The organism is Salinivibrio costicola subsp. alcaliphilus (assembly GCF_001996185.1).
GTDB classification, from domain to species: Bacteria; Pseudomonadota; Gammaproteobacteria; order Enterobacterales; family Vibrionaceae; genus Salinivibrio; species Salinivibrio costicola.
The window spans coordinates 13,637-32,095 of sequence record NZ_MUFR01000034.1 but is presented as its reverse complement, the minus strand read 5'-3'; the positions used below and the strand labels follow the sequence as shown (position 1 = coordinate 32,095).

15 protein-coding genes are annotated in these 18,459 nt (G+C 48.7%); 9 read left to right on the top strand and 6 right to left on the bottom strand.

The window, feature by feature from the left end; genetic code table 11:
- Positions 1-8 precede the first annotated feature (8 nt).
- Complete coding sequence (locus BZJ21_RS11785; protein WP_077669869.1) at positions 9-3,404, top strand: EAL domain-containing protein; 3,396 nt, start codon at positions 9-11, stop codon at positions 3,402-3,404.
- Positions 3,405-3,460: 56 nt separating this feature from the next.
- Positions 3,461-4,375, top strand: coding sequence for an aromatic amino acid DMT transporter YddG (gene yddG, locus BZJ21_RS11780; RefSeq protein WP_077460854.1), 915 nt, complete (start codon positions 3,461-3,463; stop codon positions 4,373-4,375).
- A gap of 38 nt (positions 4,376-4,413) precedes the next feature.
- On the opposite strand, the gene BZJ21_RS11775 is transcribed toward yddG, so the two are convergent.
- From BZJ21_RS11775 to BZJ21_RS11760, 4 genes are all read right to left on the bottom strand, one after another.
- Positions 4,414-5,202: an iron ABC transporter ATP-binding protein gene (locus BZJ21_RS11775; protein ID WP_021023770.1), complete on the bottom strand. Its 789-nt coding sequence runs from the start codon at positions 5,200-5,202 to the stop codon at positions 4,414-4,416.
- A gap of 5 nt (positions 5,203-5,207) precedes the next feature.
- A complete protein-coding gene (locus BZJ21_RS11770; protein ID WP_021023771.1) occupies positions 5,208-6,155 on the bottom strand; it encodes an iron chelate uptake ABC transporter family permease subunit in 948 nt (315 codons plus the stop codon).
- On the bottom strand, positions 6,148-7,068 hold the full coding sequence (locus BZJ21_RS11765) for an ABC transporter permease (protein ID WP_025744503.1): 921 nt from the start codon (positions 7,066-7,068) through the stop codon (positions 6,148-6,150). The genes BZJ21_RS11770 and BZJ21_RS11765 overlap by 8 nt, the downstream gene beginning before the upstream one ends.
- Before the next feature lie 136 nt (positions 7,069-7,204).
- Entirely contained in the window at positions 7,205-8,119 is a 915-nt protein-coding gene (locus BZJ21_RS11760) for a siderophore ABC transporter substrate-binding protein (protein WP_021023773.1), read from the bottom strand.
- 481 nt (positions 8,120-8,600) lie between these two features.
- On the opposite strand from BZJ21_RS11760, the gene BZJ21_RS11755 reads away from it, so the two are divergent.
- From BZJ21_RS11755 to BZJ21_RS16315, 5 genes are all read left to right on the top strand, one after another.
- Positions 8,601-8,771, top strand: a complete 171-nt coding sequence (locus tag BZJ21_RS11755; RefSeq protein ID WP_021023774.1) for a XapX domain-containing protein — start codon at positions 8,601-8,603, stop codon at positions 8,769-8,771.
- A 22-nt stretch (positions 8,772-8,793) separates the two neighbouring features.
- Positions 8,794-9,504, top strand: coding sequence for a purine-nucleoside phosphorylase (deoD, locus tag BZJ21_RS11750; RefSeq protein ID WP_077460852.1), 711 nt, complete (start codon positions 8,794-8,796; stop codon positions 9,502-9,504).
- An 18-nt stretch (positions 9,505-9,522) separates the two neighbouring features.
- A complete protein-coding gene (locus BZJ21_RS11745; RefSeq protein ID WP_028569712.1) occupies positions 9,523-10,989 on the top strand; it encodes a lactate dehydrogenase in 1,467 nt (488 codons plus the stop codon).
- 121 nt (positions 10,990-11,110) lie between these two features.
- The gene (hdfR, locus tag BZJ21_RS11740) at positions 11,111-11,965 is read left to right on the top strand and encodes an HTH-type transcriptional regulator HdfR (RefSeq protein ID WP_077669868.1); all 855 of its coding nucleotides are present in this window, start codon (positions 11,111-11,113) and stop codon (positions 11,963-11,965) included.
- Positions 11,966-12,105: 140 nt separating this feature from the next.
- Positions 12,106-12,282, top strand: coding sequence for a hypothetical protein (locus tag BZJ21_RS16315; protein ID WP_158009955.1), 177 nt, complete (start codon positions 12,106-12,108; stop codon positions 12,280-12,282).
- A gap of 84 nt (positions 12,283-12,366) precedes the next feature.
- Here the strand turns inward: BZJ21_RS16315 and nagZ are convergent, their stop codons facing one another.
- Positions 12,367-13,371 carry a beta-N-acetylhexosaminidase gene (nagZ, locus tag BZJ21_RS11735; protein ID WP_021023779.1) on the bottom strand — a complete coding sequence of 335 codons (1,005 nt, stop codon included), beginning with the start codon at positions 13,369-13,371 and terminating at the stop codon, positions 12,367-12,369.
- A gap of 143 nt (positions 13,372-13,514) precedes the next feature.
- Here nagZ and BZJ21_RS11730 point away from each other — a divergent pair, with 143 nt between their 5' ends.
- Complete coding sequence (locus BZJ21_RS11730; protein WP_077669867.1) at positions 13,515-14,627, top strand: anhydro-N-acetylmuramic acid kinase; 1,113 nt, start codon at positions 13,515-13,517, stop codon at positions 14,625-14,627.
- 9 nt (positions 14,628-14,636) lie between these two features.
- Complete coding sequence (murQ, locus tag BZJ21_RS11725) at positions 14,637-15,560, top strand: N-acetylmuramic acid 6-phosphate etherase (protein ID WP_077669866.1); 924 nt, start codon at positions 14,637-14,639, stop codon at positions 15,558-15,560.
- 194 nt (positions 15,561-15,754) lie between these two features.
- Here the strand turns inward: murQ and BZJ21_RS11720 are convergent, their stop codons facing one another.
- Positions 15,755-18,328 (bottom strand): EAL domain-containing protein, encoded by a 2,574-nt coding sequence (locus BZJ21_RS11720; RefSeq protein WP_077669865.1) that lies wholly within the window; start codon positions 18,326-18,328, stop codon positions 15,755-15,757.
- Positions 18,329-18,459 lie beyond the last annotated feature (131 nt).

Sequence of the window (18,459 nt, the reverse complement as noted above, 5' to 3'; positions counted from 1 at the left end):
TCGAGAGTATGTGGCCCTTTATTCGAGGTTTAGCGCCCACACTTATCATCAGCCCTCTATTTGGTGCGACACTCGGTGCCAGTGTTCAGTCAATAGGAACCCATCAACCGTTCGATTACTTAGTACTTCGGTGGTTTATTAGCGAATTTGTCGGTTTTGTCGCCCTATTTCCTCTCTTGTTAGTCGTCAAAGAGAACCTCAGCGAACGACCTAATGATCGACTTGCGAAATCGAGCACGTTTTGGATCGCCTTGATAGCCCTGTGCTTGGCCGCGCTCAGTGCAATCAGCCTGTTGTTATATCTTTCACCTCACCCGTTTTTGGCGCTAACAGCGCTGTTTTTGTTGGCGGCAACACTGCAAAATCGCCTGATTGGCTTAGGCTGTATCGCGTTAACATTACTAAGCTTTGACATTTTATCCGCCCTCGGTGCACTGACATTTCAAGTAGAAGCGGATCAAAAAGCCTCACTGTCTCGCATGGCGATGGCTGGTGCCGCCATGATGGTCGGGGTGATAATGACACAATTCGCATATAGCTATCGACGTCATCAAAAGCATCATCTGGAGCAACATGCGTTATTAACCCAAGCGATGCATAACTCCCTTATTGGTATGGCCATACTCGACCCTCGCGGCATCGTTCAAGACGCTAACGCGAGCCTTGCGCAGTTTTTTGCCTGTGAACCGCGTGTATTGCTTGGCTCCCATGTTTCTATTTTTACCCGCGAGCAAGATCAAGCGGCATTAAAAGACTATTTTAATGAACTGATCATGGGTCATACCGATAATAAACGGCTGGAGAAGCGCTTCCTGCGCGCGGATGGGGAGCAAGTATGGGGAAGGCTCTCTGTCACTGCGGTCCGTGACAAACATGCCGGCCATGTGACGCATCTCATCAGTCAAGTCGAAGACATTAATGCACTGAAAGCGGCACAGAGAGAGCAAAAACGCTGGCTAGAACGTTGGCGTTTTGCTTTAGATATCAACAAACTCGCCGTATTTGAATTGAACATTCATACTGGCGTTATTCTGTTTTCAGGTTGGTCAGCGCCACTATTGGGGATCAGTGCAAAAAGCATCCAAACCTACCAAGCCTGGACCGCCCGAATCCATCCAGACGATTTACACGGCTGGGAGCAAGCCATGCGCCTGCTGGTTGAAGGGCGTACTGATCGTATGATCGAAGTATTTCGCTTTCAAAATGATCAGGGAGATTACCGATATCTACGGCAAGCGTCGGCGCGACAAACCGGTGAAGAGACAGAAACCGTGCTAAGTACGGTAATCGATGTCACCGAACAGCACCTAGCCAACCAACAAACCGATACCTTACGCCGCCGCCTTGAAGCCGCGACCAAAGCGGCTAACATTGGTATTTGGGAGTACAACGTCGCAGACGACACGCTCGAATGGGATGCGCAGATGTATGCGCTCTACGATATACCCGTCTCTGACGGTAAAGAAACATTGGCCACTTGGCAACATCGCCTCCATCCAGATGATGCCGATAGGGTCAAGCGTATACTCGGCAAAGCCCTCAAATATCAACAACGTATCGATACCCAATTCCGGACTCTCGATACTCACGGTCGAACGCGTTACCTGCGTGCTCTTGCCAGTGTACAAATCGATGATAGCGGCAATACCATACGATTGATTGGCGCCAACTGGGACAATACTGAAATCAATGAACTCAACCAAACCCTTGCCCAAGAGCGCGAACAATTAAACGTAGTGATGAATTCCATCAACGATGCCGTAATCACCACCGACGACCAGGGTCATTTGGCCTATCTCAACCATACGGCGCAGCGACTGACTCTCAATGGTGAGGCTCGACCCCTTGGACAAACCATCGACGACATTTTCCAACTGTATCGTCAACAACAGCGCGTGTTGCTTTCGAGTTTACATGACAATCAAACCGCGACCTTTTTTGAAACACAGATAAAAGATGCCTACCAGCTTGTGTTAGCCAATGGGGAGTGCGTCTATGTCTCCGTGGCAGTATCGCCGTTAACTAGTCATCAAGGCTATGTGTATATTTTACGTGATGTGTCTGAAGAACATGCGTTAATGGCGCAACTCGACTACAACGCTAACCACGATCCACTGACACATTTACCGAACCGCCGGGCCTTTGAAACCATCATGGAAAGGCACCTTACACAACACCATGACGATACCCCGTCGGTACTTGCCTTTGTCGATCTCGACCTGTTCAAAATCATCAACGATTCTGTCGGCCACCATGCGGGCGACGATGTTCTCTGCCAAGTGTCTCAAGCATTGGCTGATAACATTCGCAGTGATGACACCGTTGCACGACTCGGCGGCGACGAATTTGCAGTCCTCCTCACACACTGCAATATGCGGGATGCTAAACAGACAATTGCCGATTTAATCAGTCGGCTCGAGAATCTATCTTTTTCTTATGAAGAGCGGATTTTCGCCATCAGTGCCAGTGTCGGCTTAGTCAATATCGGTGATGACGCCTTAACTCTGTCCGACTTAATGAGCCGCGCTGACGTTGCCATGTATGAAGCGAAGTCAGCGGGCCGTGGACAAATCGTCGACTATAACGATATATCAGGCTTCGCCCAAGGCCGCCACAACGATATGCAAATGGTCGGAAAAATTACCCGCGCATTGGCTGAGGATCTATTTACCCTGTATGGTCAACAAGTCGCTCCCGCGAAAGGACCAACCATTGAACACTGGTATGAACTATTAGTGCGGATGATTGACACGGATGGCAATATCATGAATCCGGGGCAATTTATCCCCGCCGCAGAGACCTTTGGTTACATTCGTGACATTGATGCGTGGGTGGCCAACTATGTGCTCAATACTCGCGCCCAAGAATTGGCCGACTCTGGCCTTAAATTTAATCTCAACCTCTCCGCGCACTCAATCAGCGATCCCAAGTTCCAAACACATTTGAAAGCCCTGTTAGCCTCATCCGTCTTTCCCGCTGAGCGCTTGTGCTTCGAGATCACAGAGTCAGCCTTAATTAGCCACTTAAATACCGCCGTTTCATTTGTGGATGAGTTACGCGCCTATGGGGCTCACATCGCACTCGATGATTTTGGCGCCGGCCTATGTTCTTTCCATTACTTGAAACTCTTTAACGTTGATGTCGTGAAAGTGGATGGCCAGTTCGTTGCCAACCTCACCGATAACGAAAACGACATTGACCGCGTGATCCTCGAATCTATCGTCAGTATCTGTGACACCATGGGGTATAAAACTGTCGCGGAGTGGGTGTCTGATGAAGAAAAACTCGCGCGCGTACAAGAGATCGGCATTCATTATGTGCAAGGGTTTTTAATCGACTATCCCACGCCACTTGATACCTTGCTTGCCAACAAAGTATCGAACAAACAAAAAGATGCTGAATAGGGTTGCGAGACGCCGAAAAGATAGGCAATTTAAGCTTTTTGCTTGGACTGCCTGTTATGAATCAATACACGCTTGCAGGGTGTGGTGCAATCCTACTGTGGAGCAGCAATGTCGCATTGATCCGCCACGTGACCGAATTACTTGGCCCTGTAGGTGGCGCTGCCGCCATTTATACTATCGCGGCGCTCTGCTTAGTGGTTTTTGTCGGTACGCCCAAACTCAGCGATTTTCCACGTCGCTACTTAATTGTCGGCGGCGTGTTATTCGTGGTCTACGAATTATGCTTGTCGTTATCCCTAGCATGGGCTAATACGCGCACACAAGCGATCGAAATGGGCGTCATTAACTATTTGTGGCCGTGCTTAACCGTCTTCTTTTCCGTGCTTATTACTCGCCAAAAAGTCAGCCTTTGGCTTTATCCTGCCTTAATGATCGCGTTTTTAGGCGTTATCTGGACAGTAGGCGGCAAACAGGGGGTTTCTTGGCATCATTTAGTCGCCAATATTCACTCAAACCCATTGAGCTATATCCTAGCTTTCAGTGGCGCCATCATTTGGGCCATATATTGTAATCTGACCCGCATGAGTGCGCAGGGAAAAAACGGCATCACGTGGTTCTTTATAGCAACGGCCATCACACTCTGGGTCGGTTTTGCACTCTCTGATGCGCCTGCGCTTTCCGGTTCTTGGTCGGAGGCAGTTTATGTGCTCGTGGCCGGTGCGGCAATGGGAGGAGGTTACGGGCTGTGGAACCTTGGTATTCTTAAGGGCAATTTGGTGTTCTTAGCAACCTTGTCTTATTTTATCCCGATCCTATCAACGTTTTTATCAGCGATTCTCTTGTCGACCGAGCTGACGCTCTCCTTCTGGCAAGGCGTGGCGATGGTGACACTCGGCTCATTGGCAAGCTGGTGGCTGACGCGAGCGCCGACCACCAGCAACAAGACCTCGAGTACCGCTAAATCACACTAGTGACGATGTATCCAGCCGCTCTTGCGGCTGGATACAGTTTACTGTGCCAAGGCTAACGCCGGTGTTGCCGCGCCATAATAGAGGCAAATACGCTGACCATTGATTTGTTCAACCTCAAACTCAATCTCGTAAATACGCTCCATCACTGGCTTGGTCACTACCTCATCAACGGGACCGCTCGATACCACTTCACCATCTTTCATCGCGACCATATTGTCCGCATAACAAGCGCTAAAGTTAATATCGTGCATCACGACCACCACGGCCTTGTTATATCGATGTGCCAGGTCTCTGACCGTCTTCATGATCGCCACCGAGTGACGAATATCGAGATTATTGAGCGGTTCATCGAGAAAGATATAATCGGTGTTTTGTGCCACCACCATCGCGATGAATGCCATCTGCCGTTGGCCCCCACTTAATTGATCAATAAAGCGGTCTTGTAACTCCGTTAACCCTAATTGAGCTAACGCTTCATCAATCACCGTATCATCATCCGCAGTCAGTCGCCCTTTAGAATGGGGAAAACGACCAAATGCCACGAGCTCACGAACACGAAAGCGCATATTGACATTATTCGCCTGCCGCAACACCGCCAGCCTTTTTGCTAATGCCTCATTGCTCCATTCACTGAGCGGTTTATCGCCAATCAAGACTTCACCTGCATCACTATCAGTGAGTCGACTCGCCATAGAGAGCAGCGTACTTTTCCCCGCACCATTTGGACCAATTATCGCGGTCACGTTACCCGGTGGGAACAACGCACTGGCCTGATTTACCACCTGGGTTTGCCCGTAGGCTTTCGACAATCCAATTAATTCAATCATAATGGTTAAAACTTGTTTTTCGTTAGCAGGTACAAGAAATAGCTTCCACCAACAAAGTTAATAATCACACTGACAGTGGTTTCAAACCCGAACCACTGCTCAACAACATACTGACCGGTTAACAACAAAAAAACTGCCAATACACTGGTCGCAAGAATCAAAAAACGATGCTGATAGCTCACAAACATTTGCCGGGCAAGGCTGACCACAATCAAACCAAAGAACAATACAGGCCCGACCAAAGCCGTCGATACCGCAATCATGATGGCGATGATCACCATCACCTTCAGTGTGAGTCCGCGCATATCGACGCCTAAACTGGTGGCATTATCTTCACCAAGTAAGCAAACATCCAGCTGATTGGCATAGCGGTAAAGCGCCAACAAACACAGCCCTAACACCGGCACACTGATATACACCAGATCGCGATTCGCATTGTTGAAACTGGCAAACATGGCATCTTGAAGTACCGCAAATTCACTGGGGTCAACTAATAAGGTAAAAAACTGGCTAACACTGCCAAACACACTCCCGAGTACGATACCAATTAACAACAAGGTATAGACGTTAGCGCGATGCCGACGAAAATACAGCGTAAATAGCACGCTCGCCGTCACCGTCATCAATGCCACACTCACCGCAAAGTTTAAATAGGCATTCACCAAAAACAGACTGGTTGAACCAAAGATCACCAGTAACAGGGTTTGCAATAAGACGTACAAACTATCAAAACCAAGAATTGAGGGCGTCAATATTCGATTATTGGTGATGGTTTGAAACACTAATGAAGAGGCCGATATTGCGATCGCTGCCAGCGCAATCGAAAGCACCTTCGGCGTACGCCTAGAAAGAAAGTAAGCATAATTATCCGCGGTAAGGCCATGCCCTAAGAAATAACCGGCGACCAGTAAAACGCCCACCGCAACAAGAGAAAGTTTGAGTCCATCACGCATTGGCTTTATCCCTCATCACTAAGTAGATAAAGACCACACCACCCAAAATCGAAATGATCATGGCAATAGGGACTTCATAAGGGAAGATAATTACGCGGCCTAAAATATCGCAACTTAAGACCAGTACCACCCCCCAAAAGGCGGTCCAAGGCAAATTACGCTTAATGTTATCGCCCATGAACAATGAGACAACATTCGGCACAATCAGGCCAAGAAAAGGGATCACGCCGACGATCATCACCACGGCCGACGACAACAAGGCAACCACCATGACACCAAACAGCACCACTTTTTGATAATCCAAACCAATATTCTTGGCGAAGCTTTCTCCAATACTGGCGGCGCTAAATTGGCTCGCATAGGCATAGGCCACGGCACATACAGGCATGGCAACAAACAAGATTTCATAGTTCCCCGCCAACACCGATGAAAAATTGGCCACCGTCCACGCTTGTAAGGTTTGAATCAAATCGTATTTGTAAGCCAGGAACTGAGTAAGAGACGAGACCACGTTGCCGTACATAATCCCGATCAAAGGAACAAGCACGGTATTTTTAAATTTGAGGCGCTGTAAGAAACGGACAAATAGCCAAGTACCTGCCATCGCCGTACCGACAATCACGGTCAGGTCAAGCCATTGGTTTGCACCACTAAAAACCACGAGCGTAACCACATAGCCAAGCAGCGCGCAATCAATGGTGCCCGTGGTATCTGGGGAGGCAAAGCGGTTTTGACAAATCTGCTGCATAATCAGGCCGGCCACACTCAGCCCAGCCCCGGCAAGACAAATAGCCAGCAGGCGCGGAATACGACTGGTGGTAAAAATGGTCCAGGCTTCTGAATCACCGGCCCACAAACTATCCAAAGAAACGTGGGCGACACCGATAGATATCGACAATAGCGCCAGCACCATAAGGATAGGAATAGAAAGATACTTCACAACACGACTACCATTGGGTCTGAAACCACAAAGACCCGGGAGAAGCCCGGGTCAACTTTTATCTGTAAAAAAGCAATCTATACAGAAAGCGATGCGTCATCAAAAACGATTAAAGTACGCGATTGACATCGTCGATCATTTTATCCATCGCCGTCATCCCAGCCATGGTGATATACCAAGCAGTTGGATCTAAGTAGCTGATACGTTGATTTTGGTGCGCCGGTGTCTTATTTACCAATGGGTTATCGAAACGCGCTTTAGCTTTTCCCTGTCCCTCACCAATCGCTTGCTCACGATCAAGCACCAGCAACACATCTGGATTGGCATCGGCAATGTATTCAAAAGAAATCAGGTTGCCGTGAGAGCCAGCCACTTCTACGTCATCACTTTTCGCAGGTTTTAGTCCCAGCTCGTCAAAAACCAGACCAAAGCGGCTTTTCTCACCAAACATCGCCACTTTACTGCCGTTGCTCATCACCATAAGCGCGTTGAAGTTATCTGCCACCGCTTTTTCATGTGTTTGTGCAATTTTGGTATTTACCTGGTCGATAATGGCTTCCACTTTTTCTTGTTTGTCGAAGACATTACCCAGCATGCGCCAGTTTTGCTGAACACTCTGCCAATAATGGTCATAATCGGCTTGGAACATAATGGTTGGCGCAATTTCTTCTAATTCACTCATCAGCGACGCCATACGCGCCTCTGCGATGATCAAATCCGGTTTTGCCGTAAAGATTGCCTCATAATCAGGCTCTTTAACGGTCCCTACCGCTACATACTTATCATCTTGGTAAGTTTTTGCTAAGTAATCTGGCATCAGTGATTTCACCACGCCTACAGGTTCAACCCCCAGGCGGTCAAGCACATCGAGGCTACCTTGGCCAAGCACAACCACACGCTGCGGTACACCGTCAATCTCAACGGTACCCATGGCATGGTGGATGGTTTTTGCAGCAGCGTGACCACTTAATACCAAAGAAACGGTTAAAAGAATGAATTGGAAAAATGAACGAAAAGCTTGCATAGCCCTTTCCTCGCAAAAATTGATGGCAGCATGCTAACGCAGTTAAAACGCCAAGTCACGAATAGAAGTGAGAATTATTCATATTCATAACTCTATTGATAAAGCCGGATCAACACACCATCACGATAAGGGCGTCAGTTACTAAAACTGTTTTGATCTTGCGCAAAATAAAGACAGATATCAGCCAGTGTTGTGTCTATTTCCCGTTTTTATCCGCGAATAAACCATCGAATCGGACCTATTTGGTTACAACGCAAGCGATTGCACCGACACTATCAACATATTTAGTAATCATTGGCCGGTTTACGGGTTAACATGGATATAGTTGTGATCAAGATCGCGCGGATATATGCGCTGGTTACATACACTAGACTCATCTCGAGCGGTATGACTGAAACGATAATTAAAGACAGCTAAGACTGTCGCAAATTCGGTACCGGATTGAGCTGAACTGCATCTAACGAGTTGTTTGAGGGTTATAATGAACGAAATTTTACTTGCGGTCGTCGCTGGCGCCATTGTTGGCTTTTTCTTCAGCGCGATCAAGTTACCATTGCCTGCTCCCCCGGTGATTTCTGGGATCATGGGCATCGTTGGTATCTACCTTGGCGGCATGGCTTATCAAGCCGTGATCGAACGCTTTTTCTCTTAACTTTAGATAATTGGAGCACACTATGGCTACCCCACATATTAACGCTGCAGACGGCGCATTTGCTGAAACAGTCCTGATGCCAGGTGATCCACTGCGCGCGCAGTACATTGCCGAAAACTTTCTAGAAAACGCGGAACTGGTCACTGATGTCCGTAATATGTTCGGTTACACCGGCACTTACAAAGGCAAAAAAGTATCGGTAATGGGTCACGGTATGGGTATCCCATCGTGCTCCATCTACGTCCATGAGCTGATCAAAGATTACGGTGTTAAAAACGTCATTCGCGTCGGCAGCTGTGGCGCAGTAAAAGATGATGTCAAACTGATGGACGTGATCGTTGCACAAGGCGCTTCCACCGACTCAAAAGTAAACCGCACCCGTTTTGCCGATCATGACTTCGCCGCTATTTGTGATTTCCATCTTATGGAAACTGCCGTTGGTGAAGCGCGTAAACAAAACGTCTCTGTGCGCGTTGGTAACGTATTCTCTGCGGATCTCTTTTACAGCCCAGAAGCCGATCTGTTCAACAAAATGGACAAACTTGGCATTCTTGCCGTTGATATGGAAGCAGCGGGTATCTACGGTGTTGCTGCAGAGCTAAACGCGCGTGCTCTCACCATTCTGACCGTGTCTGACCACATTATTCGTGGTGAAGCACTGAGCTCAGATGAGCGTCAAAAGTCGTTTAATGAAATGATGACTGTCTCGCTCGAGACCGCGATCAACCTGTAAATGTGGGTTGGAGGAAACGTGCCAAGCGGTAAACTGCCACCCGCTGCCGGTCAATTGCAGCTGAATTTTTGTAAAACCTTGACCTGTCCTAACTTTGGGTCAATGGATGAGCAAGATTATTTGGTTCAGCGCTCTAATCCGGCACGCCCAACGCTAGTATGCCGAGAATGCGGGGCGTTTCCTCCTCTGCTCAACAACCAGCAAGTTCATGCCGAGTTGATAGCCCAACGTCAACTCCATGCAGATGGACTATGTGCCTGTACCAACCCCGCCTGTGAGCACTTAGGTAAGCCAGTCTTAACCTACCGTCACTGTTACCATGCCTTTGGCTACAGCGGCGATAGACAACGTTATCGGTGTAAAGGCTGTCAAAGTACCTTTGTCGACCGTTGGTCTGGGATTAACAAAAAGAGTGAGCTGCAACAAAAGTTGCTGGCCTTCCTTTTCACGGGCCATACCGTGCGAGAGATCTGTCGTCGGCTTTCTCTCAACCCAAAGACCTTTTATGATCACCTGAATCAAATAGCTGCGCGTTGTCGACAAAAACTTGCCGCGTACGACACACGCTTTTTATCTGATACCTCAACAGGCCACCTCGCGAGTGTTCATGCACCGCTGCAACCTAACAGCGAAAATGGCGTACAATGGCTAGCGACCGGAGAGGCGCATAGCGGCTATATTTTGCTTCAAGATGTCAACTATCATTCGTATGATCATGACCATCTCACCGAGCATCATGACCCGTATCAAGACGCTTGCCGCTTTATGGCGACCACCAATGCAGGCCAGCGCTCGGAGCCAACACCGCGCCCTGACGGCTTACTGGGTCGCGTTGACGCAAAATACCGAGAGGTGTTTTCACGCTCAAATGTGGAAGACCCTTACACCCAGCCGTTGCACTTTATTTACCCTAATCGTGGTACCCTGATTCGTCCTCAATACACCACCTATGCCCATTATTTAAACCTCAAGCCTTTTATTGATCATTGGCAACACATTGTGGTGTTTTCTCCGCAGGAGCCCTTATTGCGCTCGGCTTGTTTATCCGTTTTCGAAGCCGATATTCGTGACAAACGGGTAAGCCATGTTTACGTCGAGCAAGATCCTTATTGGCAACCCGGCTCAGAGCCAGAAAAAATTGATATTGTGTTACTCAGTTGGTGGCGCGATCGCTGGGCGTTTACGCGCAGCGGTGCAGGGAGCAAAGCCATTTGCGATCATGGGCAAAATAAGGGCAGAGAAGCCTATTGGTTAACCCATGCAAGCTGTGATGCGATGAAGAAATATCAACAACACTTCCATCAGCAATTTGCACTGTTGGTTAATGAGCCACGACGCCGTTTACGCCCTGGAGGGTTACTGCCGTTACTTGATATTTACCGTGCCTGGCACAATTTGTGTTGGCAAGATCACGCCCACGTCACGCCTGCTCAGCGTCTTGGATTAACCGATCGCCCGCTCACACTCGCGGACCTCATGCTTTAACGTCTCACCGCCCGATTGTTATCGATAGTTCAACCTAACGCCCGCGTCGTCTCCCTTGACGATATCGCTGTTTCGCGTTATTTATCTCGATACTAAAAATCCAGTCACGAGGGTATAAGTATTGGATATTCAACTGCTGCGTACATTTATTGAAGTCAGCAAGACCCGCCATTTCGGTCATGCGGCGGATAATCTTTATCTGACCCAATCCGCAGTCAGCTTTCGTATTCGCCAACTCGAAACCCAGTTAGGCACCGCACTGTTTATTCGTCAGCGCAATAATGTTCGCCTGACAGAAGCAGGTGAGCGTTTATTTCCCTATGCAGAAACCATGCTGCAAACTTGGCAACGCGCGCAACACGATGTCAGTGCCATACAAGCCGCCAGTGCCCAATTAACATTTGGGGCGTCACCGATGTTATGGGAGCTTGATGGCGTAAGCGCATGGATAAATCAGATAGGTGCAGACCATACCGACTGGCTACTCCGTGCTGAGTCAACGCCAAGGCAATTACTCGCTCACCATTTAATTGAGAAGCGCATCGACGCGGGCCTAACGTCAGAATTACCAAAACTTGAAGGGCTGCAGTCTCATCACCTTGGCAATTATCAATTACAGTTGGTCAGCCACGTCGCTCATCTTCATCTGGATAAGAGTGATGAACTACCGCTTATCTATCTTGACTGGGGCACACAATTTGCGAGTGCACAAAGCCAAATAGCGCAGTTACAGCGCCCACCGGTGTTACACACCCAGTCGTGCCACCTAGCGTTAAACTATTTGCTCACACATGGCGGCATCGCATTTCTGCCTTCCTTGGCGATTCAACAGTACCTAGACAGCAAACGACTTCATTTAGTTGATAAAGTACAAGCGCTTACCCATCCTCTTCACCTTATCTGGCTGACGAACAACGATAAAAGCAATTTAATCAGTCAGTTAATAGAATCAAACGGTCAGCTTTACGCCGGTTAAAAAAACGGTCGTTTGCGGCGAATTTCACTAGTCGGTGGGGCATTTTTCGGCTATCTTAAAATTGTTAGGCAACAACATACTGCCTAATCATCCGGCTACACGTAGCCTTAAAAATCAACAAGCGTTAGGAAAGCACCACCATGGCACAGTGGGATCAATGGTTAAAACACGGCTCTCAACAAAAAGAGAAGTTTAAATCTCGCCACCACGACGATTTTGATGACGATATGTCACACGGCAAAAAAGGCAAAAAACGTCAAAGCAAACGCGCGCACCGACCTCAGCAAGAGGACAGCTACTTCGGTGATGACCGCTAACTGCGTTGATACGTTTGTCGTCAAAATTAAAAAAGGCAATGCGTCGGCGTTGCCTTTTTGTTGCCACTTATCACCGAGACGGTGTTAGGCTTGCATCGTTCGCCAATGGGTATCGAACGCCGTTAATACGGCATGTGTCGTTTGCCACAATGGATTTTGCTTAAGTGTCTGCCAATCAATCGGCGTCCGTACGCGGAGTGCATCTGCCATTGGCACGGATTGAATCGGTAATGCATCTAAAACCGACACCGCACTTGCGCGATCATTGCAGATCAGCGTCATATCACACCCTGCATCCAGTGCTGCCTTAGCACGAGAAGGGGCATCACCAAACACATGCGCCCCACCCATGCTTAAGTCATCCGAGAAGATAATCCCTTTAAATCCGAGTTGCTGACGCAAAATATGAGTTAGCCAATAGCGTGAGCCACTGGCAGGCTGTGTATCATGCTGCGGATAGACCACATGCGCAGGCATAACCGCATCCAATAAGCCTTGTTCAATAAACGCTTTAAAAATAGCGAAATCAGACGACTGCAGAATATCACGCGGATCTTCAGGGGTAACTAAATGAGAGTCTTCTAACACAGCACCATGCCCCGGAAAATGCTTCCCGGTCGTTGCCATGCCGGCACGGCGCATACCCATTGAAAAGGCGCTGGCGTATTGCGTCACCACCTGTTGTTCTTCACCGAACGCGCGATCTTTAATGGCGGCACACGCAAAGCCGCGATCAAGCACAGGTGCAAAGCTCAAATCAATCCCATGCGCAATTAACTCGGCGGCCATCAACCATCCAGCTTGCTCAGCCATCTCAGTGGCTGCACCAAGTGCATGATAAGACTGTGCGGCCGGGATCGGCGTAAATGCCTCTCGAAAGCGTTGAACGCGTCCACCTTCTTGATCCACCCCAATTAAGATATCTCGGCCTGCCGCCGCACGAATAGACTGTGTCAGTGCGCGAAGCTGCGCGGAATCGTAATAGTTGCGGGCAAACAAAATCACGCCACCGACGCTCGGATGCGCGAGAATTTCTTTCTCTTCATTATCGATTTGCTCTGCGTGCACATCGAGCCAAACGGGTCCCATTATGTCTCCTTCATCCTGCGTTTATCACAGACGAATAATCAAGCACTTTGCGAGATATCGCAATCTGTTTATACTCGCTGTTTGTGTATACCCATTGCGCATTACTGCTATCGTACCGTCGTCATTATGCAAGGAACAGCCACATGTCATACTCTGGAGCCGATATCTATATTGGTGTCATGTCAGGAACCAGTTTAGATAATATCGATGCCGTCGCTGTCAGGTTTAACCAAGCCGGTCAAGTCGAGTCAATTGCGCGACACAGTGATCCGATACCGCAAGACATCAAAGCCACGGTGATTACGTTAAGCCGAGGTCAGCCTGTGTCAGTGACAACGCTCGGTGAGCTCGATCGTCGCTTAGGCGAATGTTATGCCGCGGCGATTAATTCCTTGCTCGAACACGCCGCCTTATTGCCTAAGCATGTCGCCGCGATAGGCTGTCATGGACAAACGGTGTATCACCAGCCAAGTGGGGATTACCCGTTTACCATGCAACTTGGCGACGCCAATGTGATTGCCGCTCGAACCGGTATTACCACTGTTGCCGATTTTCGTCGCAAAGATATGGCGTATGGTGGCCAAGGTGCACCACTGGTGCCCGCATTTCATAACGATTACTTTTCCGATAGCGAACAACCGACTGCGGTGGTCAATATCGGCGGCATCGCCAATGTCTCAATGATATGCCCTGATCGCCCGTTATATGGCTACGACACCGGACCCGGTAACATGCTAATGGATGCGTGGACACAACGACATCGCCATCAAGCCTATGATCGAGATGGTGAATGGGCGGCAAGCTGTGCGCCTTATCAGCCCCTGCTCCAACGGCTACTGTCGGATGCTTACTTTTCTCGCCCTGCGCCCAAAAGCACAGGTCGAGAATATTTTAACCTCGACTGGCTCGACCGTCAGTTGCTCGCGTTTTCGCTCTCCCCCGATCAGGTACAAGCAACACTTTTGGCACTCACCGTTGAGAGTATCGCCATAGCCATACGACCGCTAAAGCGCGGACGCATCTTTGTTTGTGGTGGGGGAGCACATAATCAAACGTTAATGCTCGCGCTGCAACAAGCCATGCCCAACTGGGCAATCGCTCAAACCGATGAAGTCGGGATCCGTTGTGACGATATGGAAGCCATTGCCTTTGCATGGCTTGCTAAACAAACACTCAACCACCAGCCTGGCAACGTCCCTGCCGTGACCGGCGCCAGCCAAGCGTGTTGCTTAGGTGCCATCTATCTACCCTATTAAGGAACATCAATGACAGCCCCCAGCGTCGAGCAACTCAAGCATTTATTATCCGAAACGCGTAATCCCAACACTTACGGACTCGATCAGCAAGATACACTTGGCTTGGTGACCATGATTAATGCCGAAGACCAAGGCGTCGCACTTGCAGTCCAATCACAACTTCCCGCTATCGCTGACGCTGTCGACCACATCGTAGCCGGGTTTAACGCGGGAGGCCGGCTTATCTATATTGGCGCGGGCACCAGTGGACGCCTGGGTGTATTAGATGCCGTTGAGTGCCCGCCTACATTCGGGGTCAGACATGAACAGGTAATTGGCCTTATTGCCGGAGGCGAAAAAGCGATGTTTATCGCCCAAGAAGGAGCGGAAGATGATCCAAAGGCAGGTGTCGCGGATCTAGACGCCCAACACCTCAGTTCGAAAGATGTTGTCGTCGGTATTGCCGCCAGCGGCCGAACGCCGTATGTGGTTGGCGCGCTTGAATTTGCTAAGCAACAAGGTGCTGTCACCATCGCCTTATCATGTAACCCCAACGCCACGATCAATGCGCATGCTGATATCGCGATAACGCCCGAGGTCGGCCCAGAAGCACTCACCGGCTCAACCCGTATGAAGTCTGGCACCGCGCAAAAGTTAGTACTGAACCTATTAACCACTGCCGCCATGGTCAAAATCGGTAAGTGTTATCAAAACTTAATGGTCGATGTAAAAGCCACCAATCAAAAACTGGTGACACGCTCAACCCTGATCGTGATGGAAGCGACAGGTTGTGATGAAGCGACCGCGGTTCAGGCTCTGTCCCATGCCGACGGTGAGGTTAAGGTAGCCATTTTTATGGTGTTAACCGGGCAGGATCCGCATTTAGCAAGAAAGCATATTGAGCAAGCTAAAGGACATTTACGCGATGCACTCGCGATGACGCCACAACGCTGATCCTCATAATATCCGTCGCTCTTGCGAACGATAGCTCAGACAAACGATAGTTCTTACAAACAATAGCGCTTACAAACGATAGCTCTTACAAACGATAGCTTTGCGAACGACAGCTCTTACGAACAACAGCGCTTGCAAATGACATCGCTAGTAAACGACAGCCTCGCGAACGGTTTACACTTTTTGAGATCCACCTATCCAGATGAAGAGCGCCGATTTCGTTCGCGTATCACTGTACTCGGCTGCGCACTGTCCATACGTTCCACGTACGCTTGGTATTGGCTAAACGGTAAGGGGCGTGAATAGTAGTAGCCCTGCGAAACGTCCACACCATAACGCCGAAGCAAGCTCTCGGCCTCTTCACTCTCAACCCCTTCGGCAACCACCATCACCCCTAACGATCGCGCCATATCGGTGGTTGCACGAACAATACTTTGGTGGCGGCTACTTTTGGGAAGATCTCGCACAAAGCTGCGGTCAATCTTAAGCTCAGTAAAAGGCAATTGAGATAGAAAGTACAAAGACGAATACCCTGTCCCGTAATCATCGATAGAGACTTCAATACCGTTTGCCGATAGATCTGCAATCAACTGCTTGAGCCAATTGTAATCTTCCACCATGATCGATTCGGTCAGTTCGAGTGAAATTAAATTCGTGGGTATATGGTACTCTCGAGCCAGTTCAACCACACGATTGGCTAAATCAGGGATATAGATATCAGACGCACTAATGTTGACCGAAAGCCGACGACAGTGGCCACGGTTAATAAGCTGCGCTTGCTGCTGAAAAGCACGCTTAATCACCCAAAGGGTAAGACTATTAATAATCCCGACATCCTCGGCCATTCGTACAAACACCTCAGGCGATATCTGGCCATACTCTGGGTGCGTCCAACGTGCCAGCACCTCTGAGCCATGGATAGAGCCTGTGCGTAAATCAATTTGCGGTTGGTGATAGAGATCCAACCCATCATTCTCAATCGCATCTCTTAAATCCGTGACGAGCGAGACATGTAACTGATGGTGTCGCTGCTCATGGGAATTAAAGTGCGCATAGGTGCCAACAAAAGGACGGTGCTGATCAATGGCATTTAACGCTCGGCTAATGAGTAATCCTGGATGATCACCATCGGTTGGGTAGTGACAGACACCGATACGCACATTGACTTGCGTAACAAAGGATCCCACGCATAAATCACCATTTAAGCTATCAACCACAGCAGTTAGCACCTGGTCACACGTCTTGCGATCCACATCCTCAATTAAAAAAGCAAACACCCCTTCTTTTAGGCAGCCCAAGCGGTGGCTGGGCATATCACTGTCCGTTTTGATCGCTTGTACCGGCTGAACCGCTAAGGTGTCATTCATACGTGTAGCAATCGCATTGATATATTCATCGCGTGCACTTTCATCTAGATAAGGCAATAAATTGTTATAGTTATCAATCGATAAACAGCACAAATTGAAATTGTTGTTGCGGCTAATGAGGTCGCTGATCACCATGTGCAATACGTTGTTATTAGGAAGGCAACTCAAGGTATCATGAGTCAGCGCTCGCATTTCCTGCATCCTTTGAAAACGAAACCGCTCGGCAAGCGCCAGAGAAAATAGAATCATGGTTAGCGCAAGCGCTAGCATCAAGACATAACTTGACAACAGAGTGTACTCAATGTAATTCAGCATCAGTGCGTAGAATGTCAGTCCACCAGCCATTGCGGGTATCCAACACAAAATAAATAGAAACAACCAGTATTTACTCGGCTGCCATTGCTGCCACAAGTAATAAATAATCACTCCGTAGACTGGGATTTGCGCAATGAGAACAAAAGAGGCAGACATATAAGCCGGCGTAATAAAGCTCAGTAATGCGAGACCGAGCAGCCCACCCGTCGTGATTAAAAATAGAGATCGCGCGCGTTGATGAATAGGACTACGCGTAAAATCTAAGAAAAAATAGGTAAACCATAACCCGACCGTTAATAAACAAACAGTGAGTGCCACCAAGTGATTACTGATAAATATCTGGACAAAATCAGGGACAAAGTAACGACTAAAGCCATGATTCACACTCACCACTAACGCACTCAACACAGTTGCAAACACATAAATTAAGTACACGCGCTGCCGACTGTATACATAGACACCGGCGCTATAGAGTGCCATCAGCATGGCAAAACTCACAAATCCGCCCCATACCAAATGCAGCGATTTGGCGAAATGGTCATAGCGCCCATGATCCATCACCCATAGTGGCATGGTTGCCATGTCTCGTGACGTTACTTTGATCAAAAGCTGATTAGCATGCTCAGGGAGCAAGGTCACGGGCACAGAGGACGGCAAGGGCAAGCGGTTCAGTCTTTCTGGTGTAATATCGCCCGCTTTTACACGCGAGCGAATCTGTTCACCATCGAGGACGTGATAAGCGTCAAGATAATCAATTGAAGGGTTATCAGTGATCACATGTATCGGCCGCTCAGTGAGGCCCGTATAGTCAAAGCCGATGTTGATCCAGTACGTTTGGTAAGCTAATTTCCATGGAATGTGGGTTGGCTCTGATACCGACGTGAAAGGGGCATGTGCCATTACATAATCCAGTGATAGCTCGTTCGTCTCGTCAACAAAGTAACTATAGTTTACGTCAAGAAGAGGCTGCTCTTCGGTCGTACCCTCACTGAGATCAGCAATCCACACCCCGAACGTACTCAAGGCGAGTAATGCGAGCAATGTCGCCCCCCAGATCAGGGGTTGTCGTGATTGTAGTGCGTGCATCAAGCCACACTCCCTTAGCCAAAGACAAGCTCGTCATCATGCTATTTTTCTACGTAGCCGCGAGTCTCTTCTACACAGCCGCTAGTAGTTTTGTTTGAACGAGCACTAATAAACTTAGATAGCAATGGCTA